Origin of the sequence: Aquabacter albus (assembly GCF_040049275.1) — a bacterium.
Taxonomy (GTDB): Bacteria; Pseudomonadota; Alphaproteobacteria; order Rhizobiales; family Xanthobacteraceae; genus Aquabacter.
On sequence record NZ_JBDZDT010000004.1, the window covers coordinates 145,625 to 171,814 of the forward strand.

General features: G+C 68.8%; 28 protein-coding genes and 1 riboswitch. Of the genes, 15 read left to right on the forward strand and 13 right to left on the reverse strand.

The features are described 5' to 3' along the window. Positions 1–112: 112 nt before the first annotated feature. The 8 genes from ABLE91_RS10395 to argH form a co-directional block, all read right to left on the reverse strand. Complete coding sequence (locus ABLE91_RS10395) at positions 113–556, reverse strand: acyl-CoA thioesterase (protein ID WP_348930741.1); 444 nt, start codon at positions 554–556, stop codon at positions 113–115. Next, positions 553–1,017 carry an NfeD family protein gene (locus ABLE91_RS10400; protein WP_348930742.1) on the reverse strand — a complete coding sequence of 155 codons (465 nt, stop codon included), beginning with the start codon at positions 1,015–1,017 and terminating at the stop codon, positions 553–555. The genes ABLE91_RS10395 and ABLE91_RS10400 overlap by 4 nt, the downstream gene beginning before the upstream one ends. 2 nt (positions 1,018–1,019) lie before the next feature. Further along, positions 1,020–2,003 carry an SPFH domain-containing protein gene (locus tag ABLE91_RS10405; protein ID WP_348931199.1) on the reverse strand — a complete coding sequence of 328 codons (984 nt, stop codon included), beginning with the start codon at positions 2,001–2,003 and terminating at the stop codon, positions 1,020–1,022. 510 nt (positions 2,004–2,513) lie between these two features. After that, positions 2,514–2,744 carry a hypothetical protein gene (locus ABLE91_RS10410; RefSeq protein ID WP_348930743.1) on the reverse strand — a complete coding sequence of 77 codons (231 nt, stop codon included), beginning with the start codon at positions 2,742–2,744 and terminating at the stop codon, positions 2,514–2,516. 65 nt (positions 2,745–2,809) lie between these two features. Continuing rightward, the gene (lysA, locus tag ABLE91_RS10415) at positions 2,810–4,078 is read right to left on the reverse strand and encodes a diaminopimelate decarboxylase (RefSeq protein WP_348930744.1); all 1,269 of its coding nucleotides are present in this window, start codon (positions 4,076–4,078) and stop codon (positions 2,810–2,812) included. A gap of 15 nt (positions 4,079–4,093) precedes the next feature. Then, positions 4,094–4,405 (reverse strand): LPS translocon maturation chaperone LptM, encoded by a 312-nt coding sequence (gene lptM, locus ABLE91_RS10420; protein ID WP_348930745.1) that lies wholly within the window; start codon positions 4,403–4,405, stop codon positions 4,094–4,096. Positions 4,406–4,542: 137 nt separating this feature from the next. Continuing rightward, positions 4,543–5,181 carry a 5,6-dimethylbenzimidazole synthase gene (gene bluB / locus ABLE91_RS10425; RefSeq protein WP_348930746.1) on the reverse strand — a complete coding sequence of 213 codons (639 nt, stop codon included), beginning with the start codon at positions 5,179–5,181 and terminating at the stop codon, positions 4,543–4,545. Between the two features lie 18 nt (positions 5,182–5,199). After that, complete coding sequence (gene argH / locus ABLE91_RS10430; protein ID WP_348930747.1) at positions 5,200–6,591, reverse strand: argininosuccinate lyase; 1,392 nt, start codon at positions 6,589–6,591, stop codon at positions 5,200–5,202. 14 nt (positions 6,592–6,605) lie between these two features. Between argH and tlpA the strand changes: the two genes are divergently transcribed. Then, positions 6,606–7,340: a thiol:disulfide interchange protein TlpA gene (gene tlpA, locus ABLE91_RS10435; RefSeq protein WP_348930748.1), complete on the forward strand. Its 735-nt coding sequence runs from the start codon at positions 6,606–6,608 to the stop codon at positions 7,338–7,340. Positions 7,341–7,365: 25 nt separating this feature from the next. Next, entirely contained in the window at positions 7,366–7,758 is a 393-nt protein-coding gene (locus ABLE91_RS10440) for a YkvA family protein (RefSeq protein WP_348930749.1), read from the forward strand. 3 nt (positions 7,759–7,761) lie between these two features. On the opposite strand, the gene ABLE91_RS10445 is transcribed toward ABLE91_RS10440, so the two are convergent. The 3 genes from ABLE91_RS10445 to tsaD all read right to left on the reverse strand — a co-directional run bounded on the left by ABLE91_RS10445 (position 7,762) and on the right by tsaD (position 11,294). Next, a complete protein-coding gene (locus ABLE91_RS10445) occupies positions 7,762–8,919 on the reverse strand; it encodes a serine hydrolase domain-containing protein (RefSeq protein ID WP_348930750.1) in 1,158 nt (385 codons plus the stop codon). A 321-nt stretch (positions 8,920–9,240) separates the two neighbouring features. Then, entirely contained in the window at positions 9,241–10,230 is a 990-nt protein-coding gene (locus ABLE91_RS10450; protein ID WP_348930751.1) for an NAD(P)H-dependent glycerol-3-phosphate dehydrogenase, read from the reverse strand. A gap of 2 nt (positions 10,231–10,232) precedes the next feature. After that, positions 10,233–11,294: a tRNA (adenosine(37)-N6)-threonylcarbamoyltransferase complex transferase subunit TsaD gene (gene tsaD, locus ABLE91_RS10455; RefSeq protein ID WP_348930752.1), complete on the reverse strand. Its 1,062-nt coding sequence runs from the start codon at positions 11,292–11,294 to the stop codon at positions 10,233–10,235. Between the two features lie 78 nt (positions 11,295–11,372). Here tsaD and hemC point away from each other — a divergent pair, with 78 nt between their 5' ends. The 4 genes from hemC to ABLE91_RS10475 are packed head-to-tail and all read left to right on the forward strand — an operon-like array spanning position 11,373 to position 15,876. Next, the gene (gene hemC / locus ABLE91_RS10460; protein WP_348930753.1) at positions 11,373–12,326 is read left to right on the forward strand and encodes a hydroxymethylbilane synthase; all 954 of its coding nucleotides are present in this window, start codon (positions 11,373–11,375) and stop codon (positions 12,324–12,326) included. A 3-nt stretch (positions 12,327–12,329) separates the two neighbouring features. Beyond that, a complete protein-coding gene (locus ABLE91_RS10465; protein ID WP_348930754.1) occupies positions 12,330–13,052 on the forward strand; it encodes a uroporphyrinogen-III synthase in 723 nt (240 codons plus the stop codon). Positions 13,053–13,087: 35 nt separating this feature from the next. Next, positions 13,088–14,299 carry a COG4223 family protein gene (locus ABLE91_RS10470; RefSeq protein ID WP_348930755.1) on the forward strand — a complete coding sequence of 404 codons (1,212 nt, stop codon included), beginning with the start codon at positions 13,088–13,090 and terminating at the stop codon, positions 14,297–14,299. Continuing rightward, positions 14,296–15,876: a heme biosynthesis protein HemY gene (locus tag ABLE91_RS10475; RefSeq protein WP_348930756.1), complete on the forward strand. Its 1,581-nt coding sequence runs from the start codon at positions 14,296–14,298 to the stop codon at positions 15,874–15,876. Before ABLE91_RS10470 ends, ABLE91_RS10475 begins: the two co-directional genes overlap by 4 nt. 133 nt (positions 15,877–16,009) lie before the next feature. Here ABLE91_RS10475 and ABLE91_RS10480 read toward each other — a convergent pair whose 3' ends face one another. Both ABLE91_RS10480 and ABLE91_RS10485 read right to left on the reverse strand, forming a co-directional pair. Further along, on the reverse strand, positions 16,010–16,717 hold the full coding sequence (locus ABLE91_RS10480) for an SOS response-associated peptidase (protein ID WP_348930757.1): 708 nt from the start codon (positions 16,715–16,717) through the stop codon (positions 16,010–16,012). 80 nt (positions 16,718–16,797) lie between these two features. Then, positions 16,798–17,457, reverse strand: coding sequence for a GntR family transcriptional regulator (locus ABLE91_RS10485; RefSeq protein ID WP_348930758.1), 660 nt, complete (start codon positions 17,455–17,457; stop codon positions 16,798–16,800). Between the two features lie 112 nt (positions 17,458–17,569). Between ABLE91_RS10485 and ABLE91_RS10490 the strand changes: the two genes are divergently transcribed. The 9 genes from ABLE91_RS10490 to ABLE91_RS10530 all read left to right on the forward strand — a co-directional run bounded on the left by ABLE91_RS10490 (position 17,570) and on the right by ABLE91_RS10530 (position 26,188). Beyond that, positions 17,570–18,187 carry a TRAP transporter small permease gene (locus tag ABLE91_RS10490; protein ID WP_348930759.1) on the forward strand — a complete coding sequence of 206 codons (618 nt, stop codon included), beginning with the start codon at positions 17,570–17,572 and terminating at the stop codon, positions 18,185–18,187. Position 18,188: 1 nt separating this feature from the next. Beyond that, positions 18,189–19,454, forward strand: a complete 1,266-nt coding sequence (locus tag ABLE91_RS10495) for a TRAP transporter large permease (RefSeq protein WP_348930760.1) — start codon at positions 18,189–18,191, stop codon at positions 19,452–19,454. A 22-nt stretch (positions 19,455–19,476) separates the two neighbouring features. Next, complete coding sequence (locus ABLE91_RS10500) at positions 19,477–20,478, forward strand: TRAP transporter substrate-binding protein (RefSeq protein ID WP_348930761.1); 1,002 nt, start codon at positions 19,477–19,479, stop codon at positions 20,476–20,478. 54 nt (positions 20,479–20,532) lie between these two features. Then, complete coding sequence (locus ABLE91_RS10505; RefSeq protein WP_348930762.1) at positions 20,533–21,462, forward strand: dihydrodipicolinate synthase family protein; 930 nt, start codon at positions 20,533–20,535, stop codon at positions 21,460–21,462. Between the two features lie 290 nt (positions 21,463–21,752). Next, a riboswitch (guanidine-I (ykkC/yxkD leader) is annotated at positions 21,753–21,861 on the forward strand. 96 nt (positions 21,862–21,957) lie between these two features. Continuing rightward, complete coding sequence (locus ABLE91_RS10510) at positions 21,958–23,028, forward strand: putative urea ABC transporter substrate-binding protein (protein WP_348930763.1); 1,071 nt, start codon at positions 21,958–21,960, stop codon at positions 23,026–23,028. A gap of 32 nt (positions 23,029–23,060) precedes the next feature. Further along, positions 23,061–23,873 (forward strand): ABC transporter permease, encoded by an 813-nt coding sequence (locus ABLE91_RS10515; RefSeq protein ID WP_348930764.1) that lies wholly within the window; start codon positions 23,061–23,063, stop codon positions 23,871–23,873. Continuing rightward, entirely contained in the window at positions 23,870–24,685 is an 816-nt protein-coding gene (locus tag ABLE91_RS10520) for an ABC transporter ATP-binding protein (RefSeq protein ID WP_348930765.1), read from the forward strand. Before ABLE91_RS10515 ends, ABLE91_RS10520 begins: the two co-directional genes overlap by 4 nt. Positions 24,686–24,697: 12 nt before the next feature. Continuing rightward, the gene (locus ABLE91_RS10525) at positions 24,698–25,507 is read left to right on the forward strand and encodes an urea amidolyase associated protein UAAP1 (protein ID WP_348930766.1); all 810 of its coding nucleotides are present in this window, start codon (positions 24,698–24,700) and stop codon (positions 25,505–25,507) included. A 12-nt stretch (positions 25,508–25,519) separates the two neighbouring features. Beyond that, the gene (locus ABLE91_RS10530; RefSeq protein WP_348930767.1) at positions 25,520–26,188 is read left to right on the forward strand and encodes an urea amidolyase associated protein UAAP2; all 669 of its coding nucleotides are present in this window, start codon (positions 25,520–25,522) and stop codon (positions 26,186–26,188) included. Positions 26,189–26,190 lie beyond the last annotated feature (2 nt).

The following is a 26,190-nucleotide window of genomic DNA, read 5'->3' on the forward strand; positions in this document are numbered from 1 at the left end:
TCCCGCTTGCGGGGGAGGGTTAGGGAGGGGGAAGGGTGAATGCCCGCAATTACCAGCGTCGCTTTGCTTGATCCGCCCCCTCCCCCGCAAGCGGGAGAGGGAGCTACCGTGCTCACACCACAAGCTTCCCCAGCGCCGCCCTCATCTCCTCCGGCAGCGGCACGGGGCGTCGCGTCTGCCGATCCACATAGACATGGACGAAATGCCCCTGGGCGCAGGCGGCCGTGTCCTCGCCCTGGAAGATGCCGATCTCGTAGCGCACCGAGCTGCTGCCGAGCCGCCCCACCTTCACCCCGGCTATGACCGGCTCCGGCACGTTGACCTCCCGGAAATAGACGCAGCGCGTCTCCACCACGAGGCCGATGACCGGGCTTTTCCAGGGATCGAGCACGCCGCTTCCCATCAGATAGGCGGCCACCGCCGTATCGAAGAAGGAATAGAAGACCACGTTGTTCACGTGGCCGTAGATGTCCATGTCCGCCCAGCGGGTCGATATGCTGTGGCGAAAGGGGAAGGCGTCGAGGGAGGCCGGCTGTTCCCGGGCGGGGGTGGTCATGCGGTCGGGGTCCCCTGGTCGGCGGGCTCGACGATCAGGACGGCGCCTTCGGCGCGCACCACCTTCACGCGCTCTCCGGCGGGAAGGTCCGGGCCTTCGACGCGCCAGAGCGTGTCGTCCACCCGCACCGCGCCGACACCGCCATGGATCGGGATTTCCAGGAAGAGGATCCGGCCGGCGAGCGCGTCCGCCCGGCGGTTGAGGAAGGGCCGGTCGCTGGCCTCGCCCTGTGCGGGGGACAGCCGCCGCCCCACGATCACCGCCAGCACCGCGAGCACGGCGAAGATGAAGATCTGCGCCTGCCAGGGCAGCGTAATGGCGAAGCCGATGAGGCCCGTGATGAAGCCGGCGATGCCGAGCCAGACCAGGGAGGCGCCGGGAATGAAGATCTCCAGCACCAGAAGGATGCCCCCCAGCACGAACCAGCCCCAGGGGCTCAGCGCGAACCAGGCCACATTCATGGTCACGCCTCCGGCGGGCGGGAAACGGCTGGTCCGGTCGGCGCCGAGGCGCGCCGGGGCGCCTGCGCCGCCGCACCGCCGAAGGCCTCGCGGGCCAGCTCGCCGATGCCGCCGAGGGTGGAGAGCAGCGCCGTCGCCTCATAGGGCATCAGCACCACCTTCTGGTTGGGCGCGGAAGCGAGGCGCTCGAACGCCTTCACGTATTTCTCGGCGATATAATAATTGAGCGCCGCCGGATCCCCGCCCGACACGGCGCTGGAGAGGATGGCGGTGGCTTTCGCGTCGGCTTCGCCCAGGCGCTCGCGGGCCTCCGCGTCGCGATAGGCCGCCTCGCGGCGCCCTTCGGCTTCCAGGATCTGGGCCTGCTTCTGCCCTTCAGACTTCAGGATCTGCGCCTGACGCAGGCCCTCCGCCTCCAGCACGATGGCGCGTTTCTCGCGCTCCGCCTTCATCTGCCGCGCCATGGCGGCGACGAGGTCTGCCGGCGGCACGATGTCCTTGATCTCGATGCGGTTGATCTTCACGCCCCAGGGCGAGACCGCCGCATCCACCACCCGCAGCAGGCGCTCATTGATCTCGTCGCGATGGGACAGGAGCTGGTCGAGGTCCATGGACCCCATGACGGTGCGGATATTGGTGGTGGTCAGGGCGAGGATGGAGACTTCGAGCCGCGAGACCTCGTAGCTGGCCTTGGCCGCATCGAACACCTGATGGAACACCACCCCGTCCACCGCGACGGTGGCATTGTCCTTGGTGATGACCTCCTGGGTCGGCACGTCATGGACCTGCTCCATGACGTTCACCTTGTTGCCGATGCGGTCGATGAAGGGGAGGATCAGGTTGAGGCCGGGCTTGAGCGTGCGCGTATAGCGCCGGAACCGCTCGACGGTGAATTCATAGCCCTGCGGCACTGTCTTCACCCCGGCAAAGACGATGGCAATGGCCAGTGCGAGAAGAACGAGGACGAACAGGCTGGGTCCGCTCACCGGCATGGGCCGTCTCCCGCAGGCGCCGGCATGGAGCATCCGGCGCGGCGATAAGGCCATGGCCGAGGCCAAGGAGCAAGGGTCATGACGCGCCGGCCGGGAACGGAACAGGACCTTACGCCGGCTGCCGATTCGGACACGGGATGTTCGCGTGAAGTTCCAGGTGGAGGGTGGCGCTGTCCCGTTTTGGGACGCCCGGCCATGAGCGTGAACAGAACGTGACCGGCGGGCGATGTTCGATTCGGACACGGCCTGTTCCCGGCGGGTTCGCTTGCGGAAGCGGCGATGTGCCAGATCGGGACGAAGCCGAAGCCAATCGGCATTCAGAAAGAAGCAGGTTCACCGCCATTGCTGCCGTCATGGCCGGGCTTGTCCCGGCCATCCACTGGGCTCCGCCGGGTGCGGGCTTAAAGGAGAGACGTGGATGCCCGGGACAAGCCCGGGCATGACGGCACTTGGTGCCATAGTCTCCAAGAGTGAATGTCGATTCGTCCTAGTGCCTGCCACCGTTCAGGCGGCGGAGACCGACAGGATGGCGAGGATGGCGGCGCCGGCGGCCATGAAGCCGACCATCATGCCCCAGAGCTGCCAGGAGGGCTGGTCCGCGACCGAGGCGTGGCGGCCCTCCTCGCGCTCCATCATTTCCAGCAAATGGATGTGATCGGGGGGCGCGGCAGAGGTTTCCCGCCGGGCTTCGCTGCCGGTGTGCATGCGCTCTCGCGCGGGTGTCGAGCTGTCCATCGGGTAACTCCTTTGCGGATCAACCCGATGGGGAGCAGTGGGTTCCTGCTCTTCCCCGATACCTGTCAGCCCAGCCAGGGAGCTGTTTTGTCCAGCGCAATCAAGGCCTCGGCCGTGACGCGGGGGCGCACCAGAGCCCAGTCACCGCCGTTTACCAGCACCTCGGGCACCAAAGCCCGCGTATTGTAGGTGCTGGCCTGCACCGCGCCATAAGCGCCCGCGGTCATCACCGCGAGGAGATCGCCCGGCTCCGGCAGCGGCATGGCGCGGCCGAGGGCGAGATAGTCGCCGGTCTCGCAGACCGGGCCCACCACGTCCACGGTCGAAACCTCCCCGGCAGCGGCCGTCTCCGTCACGGGCACGATGTCGTGATGGGCCTCGTAGAGGGTCGGCCGGATGAGGTCGTTCATGGCCGCATCCACGATCACGAAGGTGCGGTTCTCGCCCCGCTTCAGATAGAGCACGCGGGTGACGAGGATGCCGGCATTGGCGACGATCATCCGCCCCATCTCGAAGACCAGCGGCAGCTTCAGGTCGCCGAGCGCGCGGGTGATCACTTCGGCATAGGCGGTGGGCGCGGGCGGCACCGGGTCGGAGGCGGCATAGGGCACGCCGAGGCCGCCGCCGAGATCCATGTGGTGCAGCTTGTGGCCTGCGGCCAGGAGATCGCGCGCGAGACCGGCCAGGAGCAGGGTCGCGTTCTCGAACGGCGCCATGTCGGTGATCTGGCTGCCGATATGCATGTCCACGCCGGAAATGGCGATGCCCGGCAGGCGCGCGGCCTGATCATAGACGGCGCGGGCGCGGGAGATGGGGATGCCGAACTTGGTTTCGGACTTCCCCGTGGAGATCTTGGCGTGGGTCTTGGCGTCCACGTCGGGATTGACGCGGATGGAGACGGGCGCGCGGGCGCCCATGCTGCTCGCCACCTCGGAGAGCGCCTCAAGCTCGGGCTCGCTCTCCACGTTGAAGCAGAGGATGCCGGCATCGAGCGCATCCGCCATTTCCTGGCGCGTCTTGCCGACGCCGGAAAAGACGATGCGCTTCGGCGGCACGCCGGCCGCCAGCGCCCGCTTCAATTCGCCGCCCGAGACGATGTCCGCGCCTGCGCCGAGCCGGGCGAGGGTGCCGATCACCGACTGGTTGGAATTGGCCTTGAGCGCATAGCAGAGCGTCACGTCGCGCCCGGCGAAGGCCTCCGTGAAGACCCGGTAATGGCGCTCGAGGGTGGCGGTGGAATAGCAATAGAACGGCGTGCCGACGCTGCGGGCGAGGGCCGTCAGATCGACGTCCTCGGCATGAAGCCGGCCGTCGCGATGAGCAAAATGATGCATGGGAGGTGCCTGCCCTCAGAGCAGGAAGTCGAGGAAGAAGGACTTCTGGGTCGTGGTGGTGGCGGCCGGTGCGGGCCGCGAGACCGAATTGCCCGGCATGTCAGGCGGGTTGATGCCGCCGGTATCGACCGGATTGGCGCCCCACGCCTGCTCGCTCGCCTGCCGCGAATCCTGCGCCATGGTGCTGGGCGCGGGGCCCGGCGGGGTGCTGGCCTGCGGCGGCTGCGTCCCATTGGCGTTCGGCGGCAGCTCGAGCGGACCCTTCACGCCGCAGCCCGCCAGAGCGAGGGCGACGGCGCACGACAGAAGGAGGGGGCGGAAAGACACGGTGCGGCAGTTCCAGGCGAATTCGCCGCCACTATAGCGGCGGCGGCGGCAAAGGCGAGCCCTTGGGTGGCGGCGTCCCTAACGGGCTGTCATCTCCGGGCTTCTTCCGGGTTGCGAGCGCGAGGGAATGGCGGGCGTCACCGCCGCACGATGGTGGAAAGAGCCGCCCGCCGCCGCTCCCAGCCCAGCTGCTCCAGCGCCGGCGTCTCCGCCTCCGCCTGGGGATAGCCGAGGCAGAAATAGCCGATGAAGCGCCAGTCCGCCGGCACGTCCAAGGCGCGCGTCACCTCTTCAGGGTCGAGGATGGACACCCAGCCGAGGCCGATGCCCTCCGCCCGCGCGGCAAGCCACATGGTATGCACCGCCATGACGGCGGAATAGTCGATGGTCTCCGGCATGGTGAGCCGGCCGAGGCCGTGGCCCTGCCGGGTCTGCCGGTCCACGAACACGGCGAGGTGGCAGGGCGCATCGTCCAGCCCGGCGAGCTTCAGCCGGGCATAGGAGGCGGCCCGCTCCGGCGCCTGCCGCGCCAGCGCTTCGGCATTGCACGCCTCGAAGCAGGCGCGCACCGCCTGACGCCGGGCTGCGTCCTCGACGACGACAAACCGCCAGGGCTGGCTCAGCCCCACGGAGGGGGCGAGGCACGCGGCCTCCACCAGCCGCTCCAGCATACCGTCCGGCAGCGGGTCCCGCCGGAACAGCCGCACGTCCCGCCGCCAGACGAGCAGATCGTGCAGGCGGGTGCGGAAGGCGTCGTCGAAGCGAGGTGCGGCCATCTGAAGCGGCCTTCCGGGTCAGCGGGCCTTCGGCTGGAGCTTCTTCAGCCAGCGCCGGGCCTGGGCGCGCACGCGCACCGGCGCGGTGCCGCCATAAGAGGTCCGGCTCGCCACGGATTTCGTGACCGAGAGCACGGAGAACACGTCCTGCGTGATGCGCTTGTCCGCGCTCTGCATCTCTTCCAGCGTGAGGCGGTGGAGCGGCACGCCCTTTTCAGAGGCGATGGCGACGATGCGCCCCGTCACATGATGCGCCTCGCGGAACGGGATGCCCAGCGAGCGCACCAGCCAGTCCGCAAGATCGGTGGCGGTGGAATAGCCCTGGCCGGCGGCGGCGCGCATGCGGGCGGCGTCCGGCTCCAGGTCCCGCACCATTCCGGCGCAGGCGGCGATCACCAGAGAGAGGGCCGAGAAGGCGTCGAACGCCCCTTCCTTGTCCTCCTGCATGTCCTTGGCATAAGCGAGCGGCAGGCCCTTCATCACCACCAGCAGGCCGGTGAGGGCGCCGACGATGCGCCCCGCCTTGCCGCGCGCCAGCTCGGCGGCGTCGGGATTGCGTTTCTGCGGCATGATGGACGAGCCGGTGGTGAACTTGTCCGACAGCTTGATGAGCGCGAAGGAGGGCGAGGTCCAGATCACCACCTCTTCCGCGAAGCGCGAGAGGTGGATGGCGCAGATGGACGCGGCCGCCAGGGTCTCCAGCACGAAGTCGCGGTCGGAGACGGCGTCGAGCGAATTGGCGGTGGGCCGGTCGAAGCCGAGCGCCTTGGCGGTGGCGTCCCGGTCGATGGGGAAGGAGGTGCCGGCCAGCGCCGCCGAGCCGAGGGGCGATTCGTTCAGCCGGGCGCGGGCATCGCTCAGCCGGCTACGGTCACGCCCCAGCATCTCCACATAGGCCATGAGATGGTGGCCGAATGTCACGGGCTGGGCGGTCTGGAGATGGGTGAAGCCGGGCATCACGGTCGCGGCATGGGCCAGTGCCTTCTCGCAGAGCGCGCTCATCAGGTCCGCGATCTGGGCGTCCAGGGCGTCGATGGTGTCGCGCACATAGAGGCGGAAGTCCGTGGCCACCTGGTCGTTGCGCGAGCGGGCGGTATGGAGCCGCCCGGCGCTCGGGCCGATCATGTCGGCGAGGCGCTGCTCCACATTCATATGGATGTCTTCGAGGTCGCGCCGGAAGGTGAACGTGCCCGCCTCGATCTCTGACAGGATCGTGTCTAGACCCTTCTGGATCTTCTGGACATCCTTCGCCGCGACGATGCCCTGGGCGGCCAGCATGGCCGCATGGGCCTTGGAGCCGGCGATGTCCTGGGCGTAAAGACGCTGGTCGAAGCCGATGGAGGCGTTGATCTCCTCCATGATGGCATCCGGGCCCGTGGAGAACCGCCCGCCCCACATCTTGTTGCTCATGACGGACCTCCTTGATGACCGAACCCGACGCCCCGACCCCGCCCCCCGCACAACAGACCGGACGCGGGCGCATGATCGCCGTGCTCGGCGCGGCGGTGGTGGCCGGCGCCCTGGCCGGGGCGCTCGCCCTATACGTGATGGAGGGCGGCTCCCGCAATGCGCCAGCGCCGCAAGTGGCGCAGAATGAGGCGCAGCCGGCCGCCGCGCCCGTGAAGGATCCGGCCTGCGCGCCGGCGGTGGAAGCGGCCGCGCGCCTGAAGGGCCTCGCCAAGGGCGAGATTGCCGCCTTCTCGCTTGCCACCGAGCCGCGCCGCCTGCCGCCGCTGAGCTTTGCAGATGCCGCCGGCACCCCCATGAGCCTTGCCGATTTCAAGGGCCGGCTGCTGCTGGTGAACCTCTGGGCCACCTGGTGCGTGCCCTGCCGCAAGGAGATGCCGGCGCTGGACACGCTGGAGCAGACCCTGGGCGGGGACAGGTTCCAGGTGGTGGCCATCAATCTCGACACCCGCGATGCGGAGAAGCCCAAGGCGTTCCTCAACGAGATCGGCGTGAAGTCCCTTTCCTTCTATGCCGACCCCGGCACCAAGACCTTCTCCGCCTTGCGCGCCGCCGGCCGCGGCTTCGGTCTGCCGACTACGCTGCTGGTGGACGGCAATGGCTGCGAGATCGGCTTCCTTGCCGGCCCTGCCGAATGGGCGAGCGAGGACGCGCAGGCGCTCATCAAGGCGGCGCTGGCGTCGCAAAGCTGATGCGGCCTTGGGGCGGAGATGGGCCATGAGCGCGTGGCTCACCGCCGCCAAGGACTGGGCGCGCCGTATCAAGCGGGACGTGATCGCGCTGTGGATCGCCGCGCGCGACAGGAGGACCCCGCTCCTCGCCAAGGTGGCAGCGGCGTCCGTCGCCGCCTATGCGCTCTCGCCCATCGACCTCATCCCGGATTTCGTGCCGGTGCTGGGCTATCTGGACGATCTGCTGATCGTGCCCCTCGGCATCCTTCTGACGGTGCGGCTGATCCCGGCGCCGCTGATGGCGGAGTTCCGCACCGCGGCGGCGGAGCGAGAGGGGCGGCCCGTGAGCAAAGCGGGGATGATCGCGGTGGTCGCCGTCTGGATCATCGCCGCCGTGCTGCTCTTCCGGTTCCTCTGGCCGCGCCTTGCGGGCGGGTGAGGCTCACACGCCCAGAAGCTGCTTCATCGCCCTGAGGCCGGTGGGCGTTGCCACGGGGCCGTTGGCCAGCACGAAGAGGCCGTAAGGCGACGGCTTGCCCGTGCCCTGCCAGGCGGAAAAGCCCATCCAGGAGGTGAAGCCCGCAACGCCGCCATTCTTGTTCAGCACGGTCACGGGTCCGCCCGGCGTCTGCATGCTGGCGCGAAACCAGCCGTAAGACGTGTGCGGCGCGCCCTGGCCTTTGCACGCGGGTGTCTGGATACCCGCGCCTTGCTGGTAGGCGAGCGCCGGGTCGGAAAGCCCACCCTCCAGAAGCCCCATGTTCAGCCGGAGATAGGCCAGCATGTCCGCGCCGGTGGAGATGATGCCGCCGGAGCCGACGCCAGTGGGGCTCACGGGGCGATAGGGCGTGCCGGGCGGCAAAGGCCGCCAGGGCTTGGTGTAGCCCAGGGGCAGTCGCGGCTTCATGTCGGGCCGGAACCAGGCGGTATCCGGCGCGCCGAAGGTGGCGCAGAAATCCTTCAGCTTGCGATTATAGCGATTGGCGAAGCCCTCCGCCGTCGCGCCCGCAATGCCGGTGCCCGCCATGGCGAGGAGCGACCAGCCGAGGTTGGAATAGACATAGCAGGTGCCTTGGGCGGACGGCGGCTGGTAGCTGGAGAGATAGCCGAACAGGCTCTTGAAATTCATCAGTGTGCCGGGCGGGTAGGCCCCGCCCTGATTGTCCTGGGGCAAACCGGGCCGGTAGGTGGCGAGGTTCTCCAGCGTCAGAGCCGCCACGCCGGAAGACAAGGTCGCGCTGTTGCCGAGCCAGGAGCCGAGCGTGCCCTGGAAGGGCCCGTGCGTGCGGTAGTGCAAAGCCGAGGTGAAGACCTTCGAGATGGAGCCGATCTCGAACGGCGTCCTGGCGTCGAGCGCGAGGGGCTGGCCCATGGGGTTGGTGAGGCCGTCGCTGCCGGCAAACAGCAGCCGCCCTTTGCCCTGCGGCCCCACCATGCCCAGGACCAAAGCCAGCTTGGCATTCTGCTGCGCCCGTGCGCGGGCGCATTCTTCGTCGATGAGCGCCTGGAGGGGATCGTTCGCCGGCTGTTGCGCAAAGGCGCCGCGCCCCAGGAGGGCCGTGGCAAGACCGCCAGCAAGAATCGAGCGCCGCGTCAGCATGGCTGTATTCCTCAAAGAACGGCCGCAGCCAGCCTCAGCTTTGCGGCAAGAGAAGGGAGGATTTCACCCATTCCCAAACGAGCCTGCTGCGGACACATGTGCTTCCGCTTTGTCCTGGACAAGCGAAAGCGAAGCTTGAGCGCAGATCCGGGATCCAGCGCAAAGAACCGCCGAAGGCGCTTCACCCCGCCGGCGCCGCTACGCGGCGATGGCGCTTCCACGCTGGTCGCTCATGCCGGCTTCGCCGGAGTCTTGCGCTGGGTCCCGGATCTGCACTCGCGCTACGCGCTCGCTTGTCCAGGACAAGAGCGCCCTGTTCCCCTACCCTTCCGCCGTCTCCGACCTTTGCGGCCGGGCCATCAGGGCCTCGATGGCATCCGCAATGGTGAGCCGGTTGGTGAGCACCGCATCCACCGCCGAGCAGATGGGCATGTCGATGCCGTGGGCGGCGGCCATCTCCACCAGCACGCTCGCCGTATAGGCCCCTTCCGCCAGCTTGCCGCCCGCCGCTCTGCCCTCACCCAAAGCAAGGCCGAGGGCGAAGTTGCGCGATTGCGGGCCCGAGGCGGTGAGGATGAGGTCGCCGAGGCCGGAGAGGCCGGTCAGCGTCTCGGGCCGTGCGCCGAAGGCGGCACCGAAGCGCAGAAGCTCCGCAAAGCCGCGAGCGGTCAGCGCCGCGCCCGCGCTGGCCCCGAGCCGGCGCCCCGCGACGATGCCGGCGGCGATGGCCAGCACATTCTTCGCCGCGCCGCCGATCTCCACCCCACGCACATCAGCGGAATGGTAGAGCCGGAAGGTGCCGGAGCCGAGCGCCGTCGCGAGATCCCGGGCGAGGGACAGGTTGCTCGCGGCAAGGGTCACCGCGGTGGGCAGCCCCTTCGCCACGTCGGCCGCGAAGCTGGGGCCGGACAGGACAGCCGGCAAAAGGCTCGGCGCCGCGGCCGTGATCACGTCGGTCACGAACGCGCCGGTGCCGCGCTCGATGCCTTTGGCGCACGAGACCAGCGGCGTGCCCTCGGGCACCACCTCCGCCAGCGCGAACGCAACCTCCCGGCACGCCTGGGCCGGCACCACCAGAAGCAGCGCGTCGCATTCCGAAAGGTCGGACAGGTCGGCGCTGGGCCGAACGCCGGCTTCCAGCTTCACACCCGGCAGGCCGCGCGGATTCTCGCCCGTCGCCGCCATGTCAGCCGCCTGGGCGGCATCCCGGCTCCAGAGCACCACGTCGCGGCCGGCGCGTGCCGCCGCATTGGCGAGCGCCGTGCCCCAGGAGCCCGCGCCCACCACGCCGATGCGTGCAAAACGGTCCATGCTCACGCCTTGGCGCCGGCGGAGGCGGGGTCCAGCGGCCAGCGGGCGCGCGGGCTGATGCTTAAGGAATCCGTGAGACCGCGCGACAGGCGCTCGGCGCCCGCCCAGGCGATCATGGCGCCATTGTCGGTGCAGAGCGCGGGCGGCGGCACGGCGATGCGCGTGCCGATCTCGGCGGCGGTCTTCTGGAGCGCCACCCGGATCGCGGCGTTCGCCCCCACCCCGCCGGCCACCACGAGGGCGGTGGGCGCGCTGCCCACAAGGTCGCGGAAATGCCGCGCGCCGGCGCGCACGCGGTCGCAGATCAGGTCCACCACCGCCGCCTGGAAGGAGGCGCAGAGGTCCGCCACATCGTCCTCGCTGAGCGGGGCCAGCCGGTCGGCCTCCAGCCGCACGGCGGTCTTCAGGCCGGAAAGGGAAAAGTCCGGCTCGCGCCGGCCGAACATGGGGCGCGGGAAGGAGAAGCGGTCGGCATCGCCCAGCGCCGCCTGCCGCTCCACCTCCGGGCCGCCGGGATAAGGCAGGCTCAGCATCTTCGCCACCTTGTCGAAGGCTTCGCCCACCGCATCGTCCACGGTGGTGCCGATGCGGCGATAGCGGCCCACATCCTCCACCGCCAGAAGCTGGGTGTGGCCGCCGGAGACCAGGAGCAGCAGATAGGGAAAGGCGATGCCGTCGGTCAGCCGGGCCGTGAGGGCATGGGCTTCGAGATGATTCACCGCCACCAGCGGCCGGTGCGAGGCCAGCGCCAGGGCCTTCGCCGTGGTGAGGCCGACGATGACCCCGCCGATCAGCCCCGGCCCCGCCGCCGAGGCGATGGCGGCAAGGTCGTTGAAGCCGATGCCGGCATTGCGCATGGCCTCGGCGATCACGAGGTCCAGCATTTCCACATGGGCGCGGGCCGCGATCTCCGGCACCACGCCGCCATAGGGCGAATGGTCCTCGATCTGGCTGCGGATGACATTGGAGAGGATATGGCCCGCGCCGGACGGCGAGCGCGAGACCACGGCGGCCGCCGTCTCGTCGCAGGTCGTTTCGATGCCCAGCACCAGCAGGTCCGCCACCTCGTCCTCCTCACCGGATGCCCGCGCCGGAACGCCGCTCCATCGCGCCACGATTCCCGGCTATCATCGCCAATAGCCATGACACAAGCCAGCCCTGCCTTCCCCCTCGCCTTCAATGCACGCCTCACCATCGGCACGCGCGGCTCGCCGCTCGCCCTGTGGCAGGCCCACGCGGTGCGCGACGCGCTCGCCCAAACGCTCGGCCGGACGCCGGAAAGCATTGTCGTGGAGGTGATTCGCACCTCCGGCGATCGCATCCAGGACCGGGCCCTGGCGGAGGCCGGCGGAAAGGGCCTCTTCACCAAAGAGATCGAGGAGGCGCTGACGGACGGCCGCATCGATCTCGCCGTGCATTCGGCAAAGGACGTGGCCACTTTCCTTCCCGAAGGCCTTCACCTAGCCGGCTACCTGCCCCGCGCGGACGTGCGCGATGCCCTGATCCAGCGGGAGGGTGCGGGCCTTGCCGACCTGCCGCAAGGCGCGCGCATCGGCACCGCTTCCCTACGCCGCGAGGCCCAGTTGCGCCGGCTGCGGCCGGACCTGGACGTGGCGCTGTTGCGCGGCAACGTGCAGACGCGCCTTGCCAAAGTGCGCGGCGGCGAATTCCACGGCACGCTGCTGGCACTGGCCGGCCTCGACCGGCTCGGCATCGCGAATGAGGCCAGCGCCGTCCTCGACACCGCTAATTTCCTGCCCGCCGTGGGCCAGGGCGCGGTGGCCATCGAGACCCGCATCGCGGACGAGGCGACCAACGCCGCCATCGTCGCCATTGCCTGCCGCGCCACCGGCATCGCGCTCGCCGCCGAGCGGGCCTTCCTCGCGGCGCTCGACGGTTCCTGCCGCACCCCCATTGCGGGCCTCGCCACTGTGGAAAGCGGGGAGGTGCGGCTGAAGGGCCTGGTCCTGAGCCCGGACGGGCGGGATGCTGCCGAAGCGGACGTCCGCGCGCCCGTGGCGGACGCCGCGCGCCTGGGCGCCGCATGCGGGACGGAGCTGCGCCAGTCCGCGCCTGCGCGGGCACTCGGCCTCTAGGCCATGCGCATCCTCCTCACCCGTCCCGAGCCCGGCGCCGCGCTGACCGCCGCGCGGCTCCGCGGGCTGGGGCATGAGGTGGTGAGCGATCCCATGCTGCGCATCGTGGAGACCGGCGCGCCGCTTCCCGCGGGGCCGTTCGACGCGGTGGCCTTCACCAGCCCCAATGCCGCCCGGGCCGTCGCGGGGCGGCTGGAGGGCCTTCCCGCCTTTGCCGTGGGCAGCCGCACCGCCGCCGAGGCGCGGGCGGCCGGCTTTTTGAATGTCATGGATTGCGCAGGGGACGCCGCCGCGCTCGCCCGCACTCTTGCCGAAAGGCTCAAGCCCGGTGCCCGCATCTTTCACCCGGCGGGGGAGGACCGCGCGGCGGATCTCGCCACCCTGCTGGCGGCGCGGGGCGTGAGCGTCATCACCCACATCGTCTATCGCGCGCCGGAGGCCGAGGCGCTCAGTTCAGAGACGCGCGCTGCCCTTCGGGACGGGACATTGGACGCCGCGCTGCATTTCTCTCCCCGAACGGTGCGCGCGCTTCTGCGCTGCGTCTCCGAGGCGGGGCAGATGGAACCGTTCCGTGCGCTGCGACACTTCTGCCTCTCGCAGGCTGTCGCCGCACCGCTGGCGGCGGCAGGAATGGCGGTCACGCTTGCCCCGCAGCCCCATGAAGAGGCCTTGCTGGCACTGCTGGGGGAAGCGGCCGAGGTTGCTCCCGGCATGCCGCCGGTTTAAGCCCATAGGGACCGGCAGAGACGGACGAGGAGGCCATGGCGAGCGACGATCCGAATCGGCAGGATGCCGCCCGTCCCGACGCGCCGACTTCGCCCGCCGCCATCGAGGCGGCCGTGGCGCGCCTCGCGCCCGAGGGCGCCGTGGACGAACCGCTGCCCTCTCCAAACGATGCCCCGGCTAATGGTGAACCGGCCGCGGCGCGCGGGCCTCAGGCGCCGGCTGCCTCCGTGCGCCAATCCCGCCAGGGCCCCTCGCCCTGGCTTGCCCTCCCCATCGGGGCGGTGGCGGGCGCCCTGGCGGCCGGCGCGGTCGCCTACGGCCTCGTGGAAACCGGCAGCCTGAAGCTCGGGCCCACCACCGACCTTCAGCCGCTGCTCCAGCGCCTGACCGCGCTGGAAGCGCGCCAGCCGGTCGACATCTCCCAGCCCTTGGCGCACGTGGACACCCGCCTGACCCAGCTTGATGGGCGCGTCACCCAGTTCGACGGGCGGCTCGCCAAGCTGGAGGCTGCGGGCCAGCCGGCCGCGGATCTGCAGCGCGCACTCGCCGCGACGCAGACGGAAGTGGCCGGCCTCAAGCAGAGCGTGCAGGCGCTCACCGCCGCCGCGTCCCAGTCCGCCGGCCTCGGGCCGCAGGTGGCGGCCGTCTCGGGGCAGGTCGCGGCAGTGAACAAGCGCGTGGACGAGGTCGCCACCGCCGCCGTGTCGCTGGACCGGGCCTCCGCCGCCGTCGTGGTGCTGGGCGCGCTGAAGGATGCGATCCTCTCCGGCCGGCCCTTTGCCGCCGAGCTGGATGCCGCCCGCGCCGTGTTCGGCCCCTCGGCCGGCTCGCTCGACCCGTTCGCGCAGAATGCCAGCCAGGGCTATGCCCCGCCCGCCAAGCTGGCGCAGCGCCTCGCCGACGCTGCCCGCGCCCCGGGTGCGTCCGCAGCCCCCGGGGCGGCCGATGCCGCCTCCGGTAGCTCGATCATGGATCGCATCGTCTCCAGCGCCGAGACCCTGGTGCGGCTGAAGCCCGCCGAGACCGCAGCCCGTCCGGATGACGCGGCGGCCCTCGATGCGGTGGTGGCGGCGACACGTGCCGGAGACCTCGACCTTGCCCTGAAGCAGATCGAGGCCCTGCCGCCCGCGACCAAGGCGAAGCTGAAAGACATCACCGCCGAGATCGCGGCACGCCGCGACGCCGCCAACACCGCCTCCGCCCTTTATCAGCAGGCGCTCGCCGCCATTTCCGGGAAGGTGCCGTGATCCGTCTCGTCCTGCTCCTCATCGTTCTGGCCTGCATCGCTTTCGGCGCCGCCTGGCTCGCCGACCGGCCGGGCGAGATGGTCATCGTCTGGCAAGGCTGGCGGCTGGAGACCACCGTGCCGGTGGCGCTCGCGGCGCTGGCCGCCTTCAGCGCGGTGCTGCTGCTGGTCTGGCGGCTCATCGCCTTGCTGTTCTCCTCTCCCCGGCTCCTCGCCGGCTTCTCGCGCCGGCGCCGGCGCGAGAAGGGCTGGAACGCGCTCTCCCGCGGCCTGATGGCCATCGGCGCCGGTGATGGCGCCCAGGCCCGCGCCGCCCGCGACGAGGCGGCGCGCTATCTCCCCCACGAGCCGCTGACGCACCTGCTGGCGGCCCAGTCCGCCCAGTTCGACGGCGACGGAAACCTTGCCGCCCGCTCTTTCCGCATCATGCTGGAAGCGCCGGAGACGCGGCTCATCGCTTTGCGCGGCCTCTATATCGAGGCCCGGCGCGCGGGCGAGACCGATTCCGCCCGCGCCTTCGCCGAGGAGGCCGCCCGCGAAGCGCCGGCCCTCGCCTGGGCGGCGGATGCGGTGATCGAGGCACGGTGCGCGGACGGTGACTATGCCGGCGCCCGCGCCGTGCTGGAACGGCAGATGGCGGCCCGCGCCATGGACAAGACGACCCACCGCCGCCACCGCGCGGTGCTGCTCGCCGCCGAGGCCATGGCGCTGGAGATCAGCGAGCCCCCGGTGGCCAAGGAGCGCGCCATCGAGGCGGTGCGCCTCGCCCCCACTCTGGTTCCCGCCGCTGCCGTGGCCGGGCGCCTCCTGGGCGCGGCCGGCGACATGCGGCGCGCGGCCAAGATCATCACCGAGGCCTATGCGGTGACCCCCCATCCCGACCTTGCGGAGGCCTATGCCCATCTGCGGCCGGGCGATGCGGCGCGGGACCGGCTGAAGCGCATCCGCGTGCTGGCCGGCAAGGCGCCGGGGCACCCGGAAAGCGTCATCGCCCTCGCCCATGCGGCCATCGACGCGCAGGAATTCGCCGAGGCGCGGGCGGTGCTCTCGCCCCTCGCGCAGGAGCCGACCCAGCGCATCTGCTTCCTGATGGCGGAACTGGAAGCCCGCGAGCATTCCGACATTGGCAAGGCCCGTGAATGGGCCGCCCGTGCCGTGCGTGCCCCGCGCGATCCGGCCTGGATCGCCGATGGTGTGGTGTCCGACCAATGGGCGGCCATCTCGCCCGTCACCGGCCGCCTGGACGCTTATATGTGGGAGGTGCCGCCCGGCGTCTCCGCGACCCCGGTCCTCGAGCACGAGGCCGAGCGCGTGCGCGATGCCATCGCCGCCGTGCCGGTTCCCGCCGTGGCGCCGCCGGAGCCGAAGATCGAGCTGGTGGAAGCCGAAATCGCGCCGGAGCCTCCCGCGCCGCCTCCACCCCCGCCGGCCCCTCCGCCGCCGCCCGCATCCTCCAACGGCGCCCGCCCCCGGCCGGTGCAGCCTGCGCCGGACCCCATCGTCGCTTTGCCGCCCCTGCCGGACGACCCGGGTCCGCTGGTGGACGAGGACGAGGCGCCCGTGCCGCGGAAGCTTTAGGCGTCCTTTCCGCTCGTCATCCCCGGACTTGATCCGGGGATCCACGGGGTTCCGCTGAGTGCGGACTCATGGAGAGACGTGGATGCCCGGGACAAGCCCGGGCATGACGGTGTCGCTGTGTTGACGGGCCGCTTCAGTCACCCAGCGCCAGCGTCAATGGCACAGCCGGCGTCACTTCTTCCAGCAGATCCGCCCCTTCGTTCCGCGGCGAGTTCAGCCGCGTGGACACCGGCCACATCCTCAAATCCTCGCTCTCATAAGGCCGCAACGCCTCGGACCCGTCCGGCGCCGACAGCCAGTGCTCTACCCCGTCGTGCGGCAGGATCACCGGCATGCGGTCGTGGAGTTGGGCCATGAAGGGGTTGGGCGCGCAGGTGAGGATGGTGAAGGTGCGCAGCCATTCGCCCGAGGCGGGATCCTTCCAGCCGTCCCACAGCCCGGCGAGCGCCAGCGGCGCGCCGTCCTGCTGGGCGATGGCATAAGGCTGCTTCGGGTTTGTGCCCGGCTTCCATTCATAGAAGGCGTCCACCGGGATGACGCAGCGGCGCCCAGCCTTCCAGGCGTCGCGAAAGGCGGCGGTGGTGCGCACCGTCTCGGATCGGGCATTGATGGTCTTGAAGGCGATGGTGGTGTCCTTCGCCCAATTGGGCACCAGCCCCCAGCGCAGCACGCCCAGTTCTCCGCGCGTGGTCTTCGGGTTCCGGCGGATCACCAGCACATCCTGCGTCGGCGCCGCATTGTAGCGGGCCGGGACGTTGGGGATGACCCGGTCCAGCCAATGCTCCCCGAACCGTTGGATGTAATGGATGGGCTCGCGCCCCTGGGCGAATCGTCCGCACATGGGCGGATGATGGCGTGCGGATGTGAGGCTTTAAAGCCGATATGATCGGGATCGCCCCGGGCGCGAAGGCAGTGCCGGCCTCAGGTCCCCTTCTCCACCACCCGCAGCAGATCCCGATGCACCGTCTCGATGTGCCGCTTGAGGAGGCCGCACGCGCCCTCCTTATCCCCCGCCCGGCACAGCGTGATCAGCTCCGCATGCTCGGCCACGGCCACCGCCATGGCCGCCGCGTTTGAAAGCTGCACGCGGGTGTAGCGGTCGCTGGTCTGCAGGAGGGAGGCGACGATCACCTGGGTGCGGGGGAGATCGGCATGGCGGTAGAGGGCCATGTGGAATTCGGCGTTCAGGATGCCGAACTGCGCCACGTCCCGCACCGAGGTGGCCGCGATGAAGCGGGCCTGGATGTCCTCCAGCAGAACGAGGTCGCCGTCCGCGAAGGCCGGCAGGGAGCGCTCCAGCAGGCGCGGCTCCAGAATGGCCCGCAGCTCGAACACATCGTTGATCTCGCCCACCGACAGCTCGGAAACGATGGCGCCCTTCTGGGGCGTGATGCGCACCAGCCCTTCCGCATCCAGCTGGAACAGCGCCTCGCGCACGGGGATGCGGCTCACCCCATAGGCTTCCGCCAGCGCATCCTGCCGAAGCTGAGTGCCGGCGGGGTGGGTGCCGTTGAGGATCGCGAGCCGCAGCTGGTCGACGATGGCGGCGGACAGCGTGCGGTGCTTCAGGCGGGGGGTCATCAGGCGGGACTAGCCGAAAAACATGAGGAAGGGGATTGACGATGAAAATGTATAAAATCTACATTCGTTGGGGAAGCTTATTTTTCGCACATGCACAAGGAATGCCCAGCCGATGTCCCGCAGCCCCCAGGACGCACGCCGCGGCGGCGGCCTGAACCTCCTCGTCCAGCTCTCCGAGGGACTGCTGAAGGTGGAAAAGGCCGCCATCGCGGGCTTCATGTTCCTTCTGACCGGGCTGATCCTCCTGAACGTCGTCACCCGCTACACCGGCATCCCGCTCTACTGGGTGGATGAGGCGTCCATCTATGCGGTGGTGTGGCTGACCTTCGTGGGCGCCTCGGCCATGACCCGCCTGCGGCTCGACTTCTCGGTAACCCTGCTCACCGAGCGCCTCTCCCCCGAGATGGCGCGCCTCGCGCAGGTGATATCGACGCTGCTTCTGGTGGCCTTCGGCCTTGCGCTCGCCGCCATGTGCTGGGTGTGGATGGACCCCGTGGGCATTGCCAGCGCCGGGTTCGATGCCCGCGAGCATGCCGGGCAGACCTTCAACTTCCTCTACACGGAGCAGACCCAGACGCTGCGCTGGCCCACCTGGGCGGTGAGCCTCGTCATGCCGCTCTTCGCGGTCTCCATGGTGATCCACGGCCTCGCGAACCTGATGGAGGACCTGGGCCTTGCGGCTGCGCCCATGCGGCGCTCGGCGCTCGCGGCGGCGGAAGGGGTGAGCTGACATGGTCACCACCGCGGCCTTCGTCGCCTTCATGCTGGTGGGCGTGCCCATCAGCCTGTGCCTGTGCCTCGCCGGCATCGTCTTCATCGAGGCGACGGGCAATCCGCTGCTCTACCAGACCTATCCGAGCCAGCTCTTCGGCGGGGTGGACAGCTACGGCCTCATCGCCATCCCGCTCTTTATCCTCATCGGCGAGATCATGAATGGCGGCGGCATCACCCGGCGCATCATCGACCTGTCCATGGCCTTTGTGGGCTCCATCAAGGGCGGGCTCGCTTATGTGAACATGATCGCCAACATGCTGGTCTCCTCCATCCTGGGCTCGGCCACCGCCCAGGTGGCGATCATGGCCCAGATCCTCGTGCCGGAGATGGAGAAGAAGGGCTACGACAAGACCTTCGCCGCTGGGCTCACGGCCTATGCCGGCATGCTCGGGCCCATCATCCCGCCCTCCATCATGTTCGTGGTCTACAGCGTGATGGCGCAGGTGCCGGTGAGCGACATGCTGATCGCCGGCATCATTCCCGGCGTGCTGCTCACGGGCCTGTTCTGCATCGTCATCGCGCTCATGGGCTTCATCTACAATTACCCCCGCGCGGAGCGCATGTCGCTGCGCCAGCGCTGCGCGGTGATCCTCGACAGCGCGCCGACGCTCCTCATCCCGTTCGTCATCGTCGGCTCCATCCTCACCGGCCTTGCCAATGCCACCGAGGCAGCGGCGGTGGGCGCGGTCGCGGCGGCGCTGGTGGGGCGCTACTGGATCAAGGAGCTGCACTTCTCCCAGCTTCCCGCCATGTTCCTGCGTGCGGGGCTCTATTCCGCCGCCGTGCTGTTCCTCGTCGCGGCGGCGGCCGTGCTCACCTGGGTGCTCATCTATGCACGGGTGCCGCAGGAGGTGGCAAGCTGGGTGAAGGCCGCGGCCCACGACCCCATCTCCTTCATGCTGCTGGTGAACGTGGTGCTGCTCGTCATCGGCACCGTCATCGACGGGGCGCCGGGGCTCATCATGACGGTTCCGATCCTCCTGCCCATCGCCACCGAGGTCTATCACATCGACCCCATCCATTTCGGCGTGGTGGTGGTGATCAACCTCGTGCTGGGCTTCCTCTCCCCGCCGGTGGGCCTGTGCTTCTTCGTGGCCTCCGCCGTCACCGGGGCCAAGACCGGCAAGATGTTCATCGTGACCTTGCCCTTCTTCTTCGCGGCCTGCGTGCTGCTGGTCCTGCTCTCGATCTTCCCGTTCCTGTCGACTGCTCTCATCAAATAACCAAACCTTCCGGAGCTGAGCCATGACCTTGAATCGTCGTCATTTTCTGATTGCCGCGGCGGCAGGCGCGACCTTGCCGCTCGCCGCCCCCACCATCGCGCGCGCCCAGGCGGCGAAGGATTTCCGCCTCGGCATCATCACCCCGCCCGGCCATCCCTGGAACGAGGCGGCCATCAAGATGGGCGAGACGCTGAAGAAGGAGACCAATGGCCGGCTCTCCGTCACCGTCTTCCCCTCGGGCCAGCTCGGCAACGAGGCGGCCATGCTCCAGCAGATGCAGACCGGCGCGCTGGACATGGGCTGGATCATGACCGCCGAGCTCGGCTCGCGCGTGCCCGCCATCGCCGCCATCAACGCGCCCTGGATCGTGGATTCCACCGCCAAAGTGGCGAAGCTCGTGAAGACCCCCGTGGCCATGAGCCTGTTCGACCTGTTGCCGCGCGAGACCGGCACGGTGGGCCTCGCCTGGGGCATCACCACCATGCGCGTGGTCTTCACGGCCAAGCCCATCGAGGGCATTGGCGATCTGAAGGGCATGAAGCTGCGCATCAACACGACGCCGGCCTATCGCGACTTCTACCAGCTGCTCGGCGCCGCCCCGACGCCCATCCCCACCCCCCAGGTGTTCGACGCCATGAGCAACGGCCAGGTGGATGGGCTGGAGGCGGACCTCGACTTCTCCTGGAACCAGCGTTTCGACAAGGTCTCGAAGACGCTCCTCAGGATGAACGCCATCTTCATGCCCTGCGTCGCCCTGGTCTCGGGCCGCGTGTGGCAGGGCCTGTCCGCCGAGGACAAGGCGCTCATCACCAAGGCCACCAAGGCCGCCCTCGACGCCCAGATCGAGGAGACGGTGGTGAACGAGCCGGTCCTCATCGAGAAGTTCAAGGGCACGGGCATCGCCATGAAGGAGGCGAAGGTCGGCGACGCGGAGACCAAGACCATCATCGCCGAGTACGACAAGATCTGGGTGCCCAAGGCCCCCATCCTCACCGAGCTGCGCAAGGTCGGCGCCACGCTCTGATCCCCCGCGCCGGCGGGCGATCCCCGCCGGCTTTTCTCAAAGGACAAAGCCAAAATGCAGCCGAAGATTTCCTGGGAAGGCGTGTTCCCGGCCGTCACCACCCAGTTCCGCGAGGACTATTCGGTGGATGTGGAAGCGACCGCCTCCGTCATGGAAGCCCTGATCCGCGACGGCGTCTCCGGCCTCATCATCTGCGGCACGGTGGGCGAGAACTGCTCGCTCTCCACGCCCGAGAAGATCTCGCTCATGGAGGCCGCGAAGTCGGCGGCCGCCGGACGCGTGCCGGTCATCTGCGGCATCGCCGAATTCACCACGGCCTTCGCCGCCGAGACCGCCAAGGAAGCCGCGCGCGTGGGCGTGGACGGCGTCATGGTCATGCCGGCTTTGGTCTATTCCTCCAAGCCGCATGAGACCGCGCAGCACTTCCGCGACGTGGCCAAGGCCACCGACCTGCCGGTGATGGTCTACAACAACCCGCCCATCTACAAGAACGACGTCACCCCCGACATCCTCGCGACGCTGACCGATTGCGACACCATCGTCTGCTTCAAGGAAAGCTCGGGCGACACCCGCCGCTTCGTGGACCTGCGCAACAAGGTGGGCGACCGCTTCGTGATGTTCGCGGGCCTCGACGACGTGGTGGTGGAGAGCATCGCCATGGGGGCGGTGGGCTGGGTCTCCGGCATGTCCAACGCCTTCCCTCGCGAGGGCGAGACCCTGTTCCGCCTCGCCCGCCAGGGCCGCTATGCCGAGGCGATGAAGCTCTATGAATGGTTCATGCCTTTGCTCCATCTCGATGCACGCCCGGACCTCGTCCAGTGCATCAAGTTGTGCGAGCACATCATGGGCCGCGGCACCTGGCGCACCCGTCCCCCGCGCCTCGCTTTGCCAGAGGCCGAGAAGGCCGAGGTGGAGGCACTCATGGCCGCCGCGCTGAAGACCCGGCCCGCGCTCCCGGACGTCGGGCTCAAGGCGGCGGCCTAGGCTGGTGCACCAAGGATGACGGGAGATCCCCGGATCAAGTCCGAGGATGACGCGCTTTCCTTTCATCGTCATGGCCGGGCTTGACCCGGCCATCTCCCTCAGGACGTGGTGCTTGGGGTGACGCGGGGGCGGGCAAAGCGCCATGTATGCATTGCGCACATCATCGCCAAAATCTGCCTAAAATTACATCTCAACACCCGCTTTTCGCCCATTCGTGCGGCACCGCACAATCCGGACATCGTTGCCTTTCAACGATTCTCGTCTGGCACGGGCTTTGCAAAATCCTGATCAGAGTTGGTGGCTAGGGTTCCGGCATCCTTGCGATGCGCTGGTCCGAGAGCTGCCGCCGGTCCGGGAGACATCCGGCCGGGCGCACGGCGGGACAAAAGCCCGGGAGACCTCGGTGGCCAAGGAATTGGCGGCACTGGAGTCTCGCCAATTCCTCATCGTTTTGACGCGACACCTGTGACGCAACAACGAAGGGGAATTCAGAATATGCGCTCTCGTTTCTCGAAATTTCTGGGCATCGCCTGCGCCGCAGCCCTCATGGCCGGCATCTCTCCGGCGCTGGCGGCGCCGAAGAAGGACTTCAAGGTCGCCTGGTCCATCTATGTGGGCTGGATGCCGTGGGGCTATGCCAACGATACCGGCATCGTGAAGAAGTGGGCCGACAAGTATGGCCTGAAGATCGAGGTCACCCAGTTCAACGACTATGTGGAGAGCATCAACCAGTACACGGCCGGCGCTTTCGATGCCCTGACCGTGACCAATATGGATGCCCTCTCCGTGCCCGCCGCGGGCGGCGTGGACACCACCGCCGTCATCGTCGGCGACTTCTCCAACGGCAATGACGCCGTGATCCTGAAGAACAAGACCGAGCTTTCGGCCATCAAGGGCCAGAAGGTCAATCTGGTGGAGTTCTCGGTCTCCCACTATCTCCTCGCCCGCGCCCTTGAGAGCATCAAGCTCTCCGAGCGGGACGTGAAGGTGGTGAACACCTCGGACGCCGACATGGTGGCGGCCTACAAGACCAAGGCGGTCACGGCGGTGGTCACCTGGAACCCGCTGGTCTCGGAAATCCTCCAGGAGAAGAGCGCGAAGAACGTCTTCGACAGCTCCAAGATCCCCGGCGAGATCATGGATCTCATGGTCGCCAACACCGGGACGCTCAAGGACAATCCCGATTTCGGCAAGGCACTGGCGGGCATCTGGTACGAGACCATGGCCATCATGACCGACCCCGGCGAGAAGGGCGCCGCCGCCCGCGCCGCCATGGGCAAGGCTTCCGGCACCGACCTTGCCGGCTTCGATAGCCAGCTCGCCGCCACCAAGCTGTTCGCCAAAGCCCCCGACGCGGTGGCCTTCGTGACCTCGCCGGAAGTGGGCACCACCATGGACCGGGTGCGCAAGTTCCTGTTCGCCAAGAAGCTGCTGGGCGACAACGCCAAGTCCGCCGACGCGGTGGGCATCGAATTGGCGGACGGCAAGGTGCTGGGGGATGCGAAGAACGTGAAGTTCCGCTTCACCGGCACCTTCATGTCCGCCGCCGCCGACGGCAAGCTCTGACGGCTTAAAGCAAGCAGTTCGGGGAAGCCGCCATGCGCCTCATCAACCGTCGGCCGGACCGGGGCACGAGCCTTCTGCTCGCGATGCTTCCGTTCGTCCTCGTGGTGATCGCCTATGTTCTCGGCTCGGCGGAACGCCTGGCCGAGAACCCGGCGGACAAGCTGCTGCCCAGCCTCTCGACCCTGGCCGAGACCATCGGCCGGGTCGCCTTCGTCGCCGACGAGCGCACCGGCAATTACATGCTGTGGGCCGACACCCTGGCGAGCCTGGAACGCCTGATCATCGCGCTCGCCCTCTCCACGGCCATCGCGCTGGTGCTGGGCATGCTCATCGGGCTGCTCCCGCTCCTCAATTCCTTCCTGGCGCCGTTCGTCGCCATCATCTCCATGGTGCCGCCTTTGGCGCTGCTGCCCATCCTCTTCATCGTCATGGGATTGGGCGAGGCATCGAAGATCGCCCTCATCGTCATCGGCGTCTCGCCCTTCCTCACCCGCGACCTCGCGATGCGGGTGCAGGAACTGCCAAAAGAGCAGATCATCAAGGCGGAGACGCTGGGCGCCTCCACCTGGCAGATCGCGCTGCGCGTGGTGCTGCCGCAGATCCTGCCGCGCCTCATCGATGCGCTGCGTCTGTCTCTGGGGCCGGCCTTCCTGTTCCTCATCGCGGCGGAGGCCATCGCCTCGGATTCCGGGCTCGGCTATCGCATCTTCCTGGTGCGCCGCTATCTCGCCATGGACGTGATCCTGCCTTACGTCGCCTGGATCACTCTGCTCTCGGTGGCCATGGATTTCGGCCTCGCCAGGCTGCGGGATAAGGCCTTCCCCTGGTTCGGGGGCGCGCGATGACGAGCATCCGCGTCGAGCACCTCTGGAAGGAATATGACGAGCAGATCGTGCTGGAGAACATCTCCCTCGATTTCGCGCCCCGCTCCTTCGTCGCTCTGGTGGGTCCCTCCGGCTGCGGCAAGACCACCTTCCTGCGCATGCTGCTCTCCGAGGAGAAGCCGACGCGCGGGCAGATCCTCGTGGACGGCAAGCCGCTCGCCCCCGAGCCCGGCGCGGACCGGGGCGTGGTGTTCCAGCGCTATTCCGTGTTCCCGCACCTCACCGTGCTGGGCAACGTGCTGCTCGCCGCCGAATTGCCCAAGGCGCCCTTCCTTGGCCGCCTGTTCGGCGCCGCCCGGCGGCAGGCGGAGGAGGAGGCGCGGGCGCTGATCGCCGAGGTGGGGCTGGCGGGCGCGGAGGACAAATATCCCGCCGCCCTCTCCGGCGGCATGCAGCAGCGCCTTGCGCTGGCCCAGGCCATCATGCGCAAGCCGAAGATCCTGTTGCTGGACGAGCCGTTCGGCGCGCTCGATCCCGGCATCCGGGCCGACATCCACGTGCTTATGAAGACGCTGTGGAACAGCTGCGAGATGAGCGTGGTCATGGTCACCCATGATCTGCGCGAGGCCTTCACTCTGGCGACCCGCGTCATCGCCTTCGAGCGCCGGCGCAACGGCGATGACCGCACGCGATACGGCGCCACCATCGCCCATGACATCGAGGTCTGGCCGCGCCGCATTGCCGGCCAGACGCCTCAGCCCATTCCCGATCGGGACGACCCGATCTCTCCCGTGGACACCGGCCAGGACGACCTGGCGCACCTCCCCGCTTGAGGAGAGACCTCCATGACCGTGGACAGTGAAAAGCTGGCGCGCATTAAGGAAAACAAGCGCCGCTATGAGGAGTTGAAGGCCGCCGGCCAGGGACAGGCGCCCCGCGTGATGCCGGCGCCCACCGCGCGCGGCAGCGTGCTGCTGCCCCCCGGCCCGCTGAAGCGGGAGGTGATCCCGGCCGGCTGGTACTGGTCCACGCGGCTTCTGGCCGGCGAGGCGCTGCGCATCGCGCTGATGGATGCGCCCGCCGCCGTCTCCCTGATCGCCTGGAACGCCGCCGACACGTCCGAGCGGCTGAACTATGCGGACACGGTGAAGATCCAGTGGACCGCCGCGCTCGCCAAAGGCCGGGTGATCTTCTCCGACATGGGCCGCGTCATGTTCTCCCTCATCGAGGACACGATCGGCATGCATGATGCGCTCGTGGGCGGCTCCACCGCTGCCTCCAACCGCAAGCGCTATGGCGAAGCGCCCCTGCGCAACACGCGGGACAATTTCGTGCTCGCGGTCTCAAAGCTCGGCCTCGACAAAAGGGACATCCCGCCGGCCATCACCTTCTTCGCCCCGGTGCGGACCGCCGCAAAGGGCGGCTTCGTGTGGCGGGACACGCCGCGCGCCGCCGGGGACTTCGTGGACCTGCGGGCCGAGATGGACATGCTGGTCGTGCTCTCAAACTGCCCCCACCCGCTTGATCCGAGCCCGGCCTACGCTGCGGGCAATGTGGAGGCGATCCGCTTCTGGGCGCCTGAGCCGGCCTTCGACGATTTCTGCCGCACCGCCACCCGCGAGGCCGCCCGCGGCTTCGACAATCTCGCGCGCTGAGGGGAGGACACCATGACCAAAGCCTTCTCCGCCACGCGTGTGCGCGACGCCGCTTCCGCCCTTCAGGTGCACGACATCCCGGCCGAGGCGCCCTGGTCCGGCATCGTCAAGCGCGGCCAGTCCATCCGCATCATCGACCTGGAAGGCCAGCAGGCGGTGGACACCCTGTTCTACAATGCCGCCGACTTCTCCGAGCGCTATTCCTCCCAGGACACGCTGCGCGTCCAGGGCTCGGCCTATGTGACATCCGGCACCCGGCTCATCTCCAGCGAGGGCCGGCTGATGGCGACGGTGACCGCCGATAGCTGCGGCCGGCACGACACGTCGGCGGGCGCTTGTTCCTGCGAGAGCAATACGGCGCGGTTCGGCCACCATGTGAAGTACCAGCACGCCTGCCGGGAGAATTTCGTCATCGAGGTGGCAAAGCACGGCATGTCGAAGCGGGACGTGGTGCCCAACATCAACTTCTTCATGAACGTGCCGGTAGAGCCCTCGGGCGCGCTCGCCATCGTCGATGGCGTGTCGAAGCCGGGGGACTATGTGGAATTGCGGGCGGAGATGGACGTGCTGTGCGTCATCTCCAACTGCCCGCAGATCAACAATCCCTGCAACGGGTTCAATCCCACCCCCATCCGCGTCCTCATCTTCGCGGCCGACGCCCCCGCAAGCAGCGAGGGCTGAGC

Bases quoted from the DNA above. Each gene is read 5' to 3' on its own strand.
- ABLE91_RS10485 (WP_348930758.1), bottom strand. From the start codon at position 17,457: ATGACCCCCCGCCTGAAGCACCGCACGCTGTCCGCCGCCATCGTCGAC.
- ABLE91_RS10480 (WP_348930757.1), bottom strand. From the start codon at position 16,717: ATGTGCGGACGATTCGCCCAGGGGCGCGAGCCCATCCATTACATCCAA.
- ABLE91_RS10400 (WP_348930742.1), bottom strand. From the start codon at position 1,017: ATGAATGTGGCCTGGTTCGCGCTGAGCCCCTGGGGCTGGTTCGTGCTG.
- ABLE91_RS10500 (WP_348930761.1), top strand. From the start codon at position 19,477: ATGACCTTGAATCGTCGTCATTTTCTGATTGCCGCGGCGGCAGGCGCG.
- ABLE91_RS10530 (WP_348930767.1), top strand. From the start codon at position 25,520: ATGACCAAAGCCTTCTCCGCCACGCGTGTGCGCGACGCCGCTTCCGCC.
- ABLE91_RS10445 (WP_348930750.1), bottom strand. From the start codon at position 8,919: ATGCTGACGCGGCGCTCGATTCTTGCTGGCGGTCTTGCCACGGCCCTC.
- ABLE91_RS10525 (WP_348930766.1), top strand. From the start codon at position 24,698: ATGACCGTGGACAGTGAAAAGCTGGCGCGCATTAAGGAAAACAAGCGC.
- bluB (WP_348930746.1), bottom strand. From the start codon at position 5,181: ATGGCCGCACCTCGCTTCGACGACGCCTTCCGCACCCGCCTGCACGAT.
- ABLE91_RS10510 (WP_348930763.1), top strand. From the start codon at position 21,958: ATGCGCTCTCGTTTCTCGAAATTTCTGGGCATCGCCTGCGCCGCAGCC.
- ABLE91_RS10465 (WP_348930754.1), top strand. From the start codon at position 12,330: ATGCGCATCCTCCTCACCCGTCCCGAGCCCGGCGCCGCGCTGACCGCC.
- ABLE91_RS10515 (WP_348930764.1), top strand. From the start codon at position 23,061: ATGCGCCTCATCAACCGTCGGCCGGACCGGGGCACGAGCCTTCTGCTC.
- ABLE91_RS10395 (WP_348930741.1), bottom strand. From the start codon at position 556: ATGACCACCCCCGCCCGGGAACAGCCGGCCTCCCTCGACGCCTTCCCC.
- argH (WP_348930747.1), bottom strand. From the start codon at position 6,591: ATGAGCAACAAGATGTGGGGCGGGCGGTTCTCCACGGGCCCGGATGCC.
- ABLE91_RS10450 (WP_348930751.1), bottom strand. From the start codon at position 10,230: ATGGACCGTTTTGCACGCATCGGCGTGGTGGGCGCGGGCTCCTGGGGC.
- hemC (WP_348930753.1), top strand. From the start codon at position 11,373: ATGACACAAGCCAGCCCTGCCTTCCCCCTCGCCTTCAATGCACGCCTC.
- ABLE91_RS10505 (WP_348930762.1), top strand. From the start codon at position 20,533: ATGCAGCCGAAGATTTCCTGGGAAGGCGTGTTCCCGGCCGTCACCACC.
- ABLE91_RS10490 (WP_348930759.1), top strand. From the start codon at position 17,570: ATGTCCCGCAGCCCCCAGGACGCACGCCGCGGCGGCGGCCTGAACCTC.
- ABLE91_RS10470 (WP_348930755.1), top strand. From the start codon at position 13,088: ATGGCGAGCGACGATCCGAATCGGCAGGATGCCGCCCGTCCCGACGCG.
- ABLE91_RS10520 (WP_348930765.1), top strand. From the start codon at position 23,870: ATGACGAGCATCCGCGTCGAGCACCTCTGGAAGGAATATGACGAGCAG.
- tlpA (WP_348930748.1), top strand. From the start codon at position 6,606: ATGACCGAACCCGACGCCCCGACCCCGCCCCCCGCACAACAGACCGGA.
- lysA (WP_348930744.1), bottom strand. From the start codon at position 4,078: ATGCATCATTTTGCTCATCGCGACGGCCGGCTTCATGCCGAGGACGTC.
- ABLE91_RS10410 (WP_348930743.1), bottom strand. From the start codon at position 2,744: ATGGACAGCTCGACACCCGCGCGAGAGCGCATGCACACCGGCAGCGAA.
- ABLE91_RS10495 (WP_348930760.1), top strand. From the start codon at position 18,189: ATGGTCACCACCGCGGCCTTCGTCGCCTTCATGCTGGTGGGCGTGCCC.
- ABLE91_RS10440 (WP_348930749.1), top strand. From the start codon at position 7,366: ATGAGCGCGTGGCTCACCGCCGCCAAGGACTGGGCGCGCCGTATCAAG.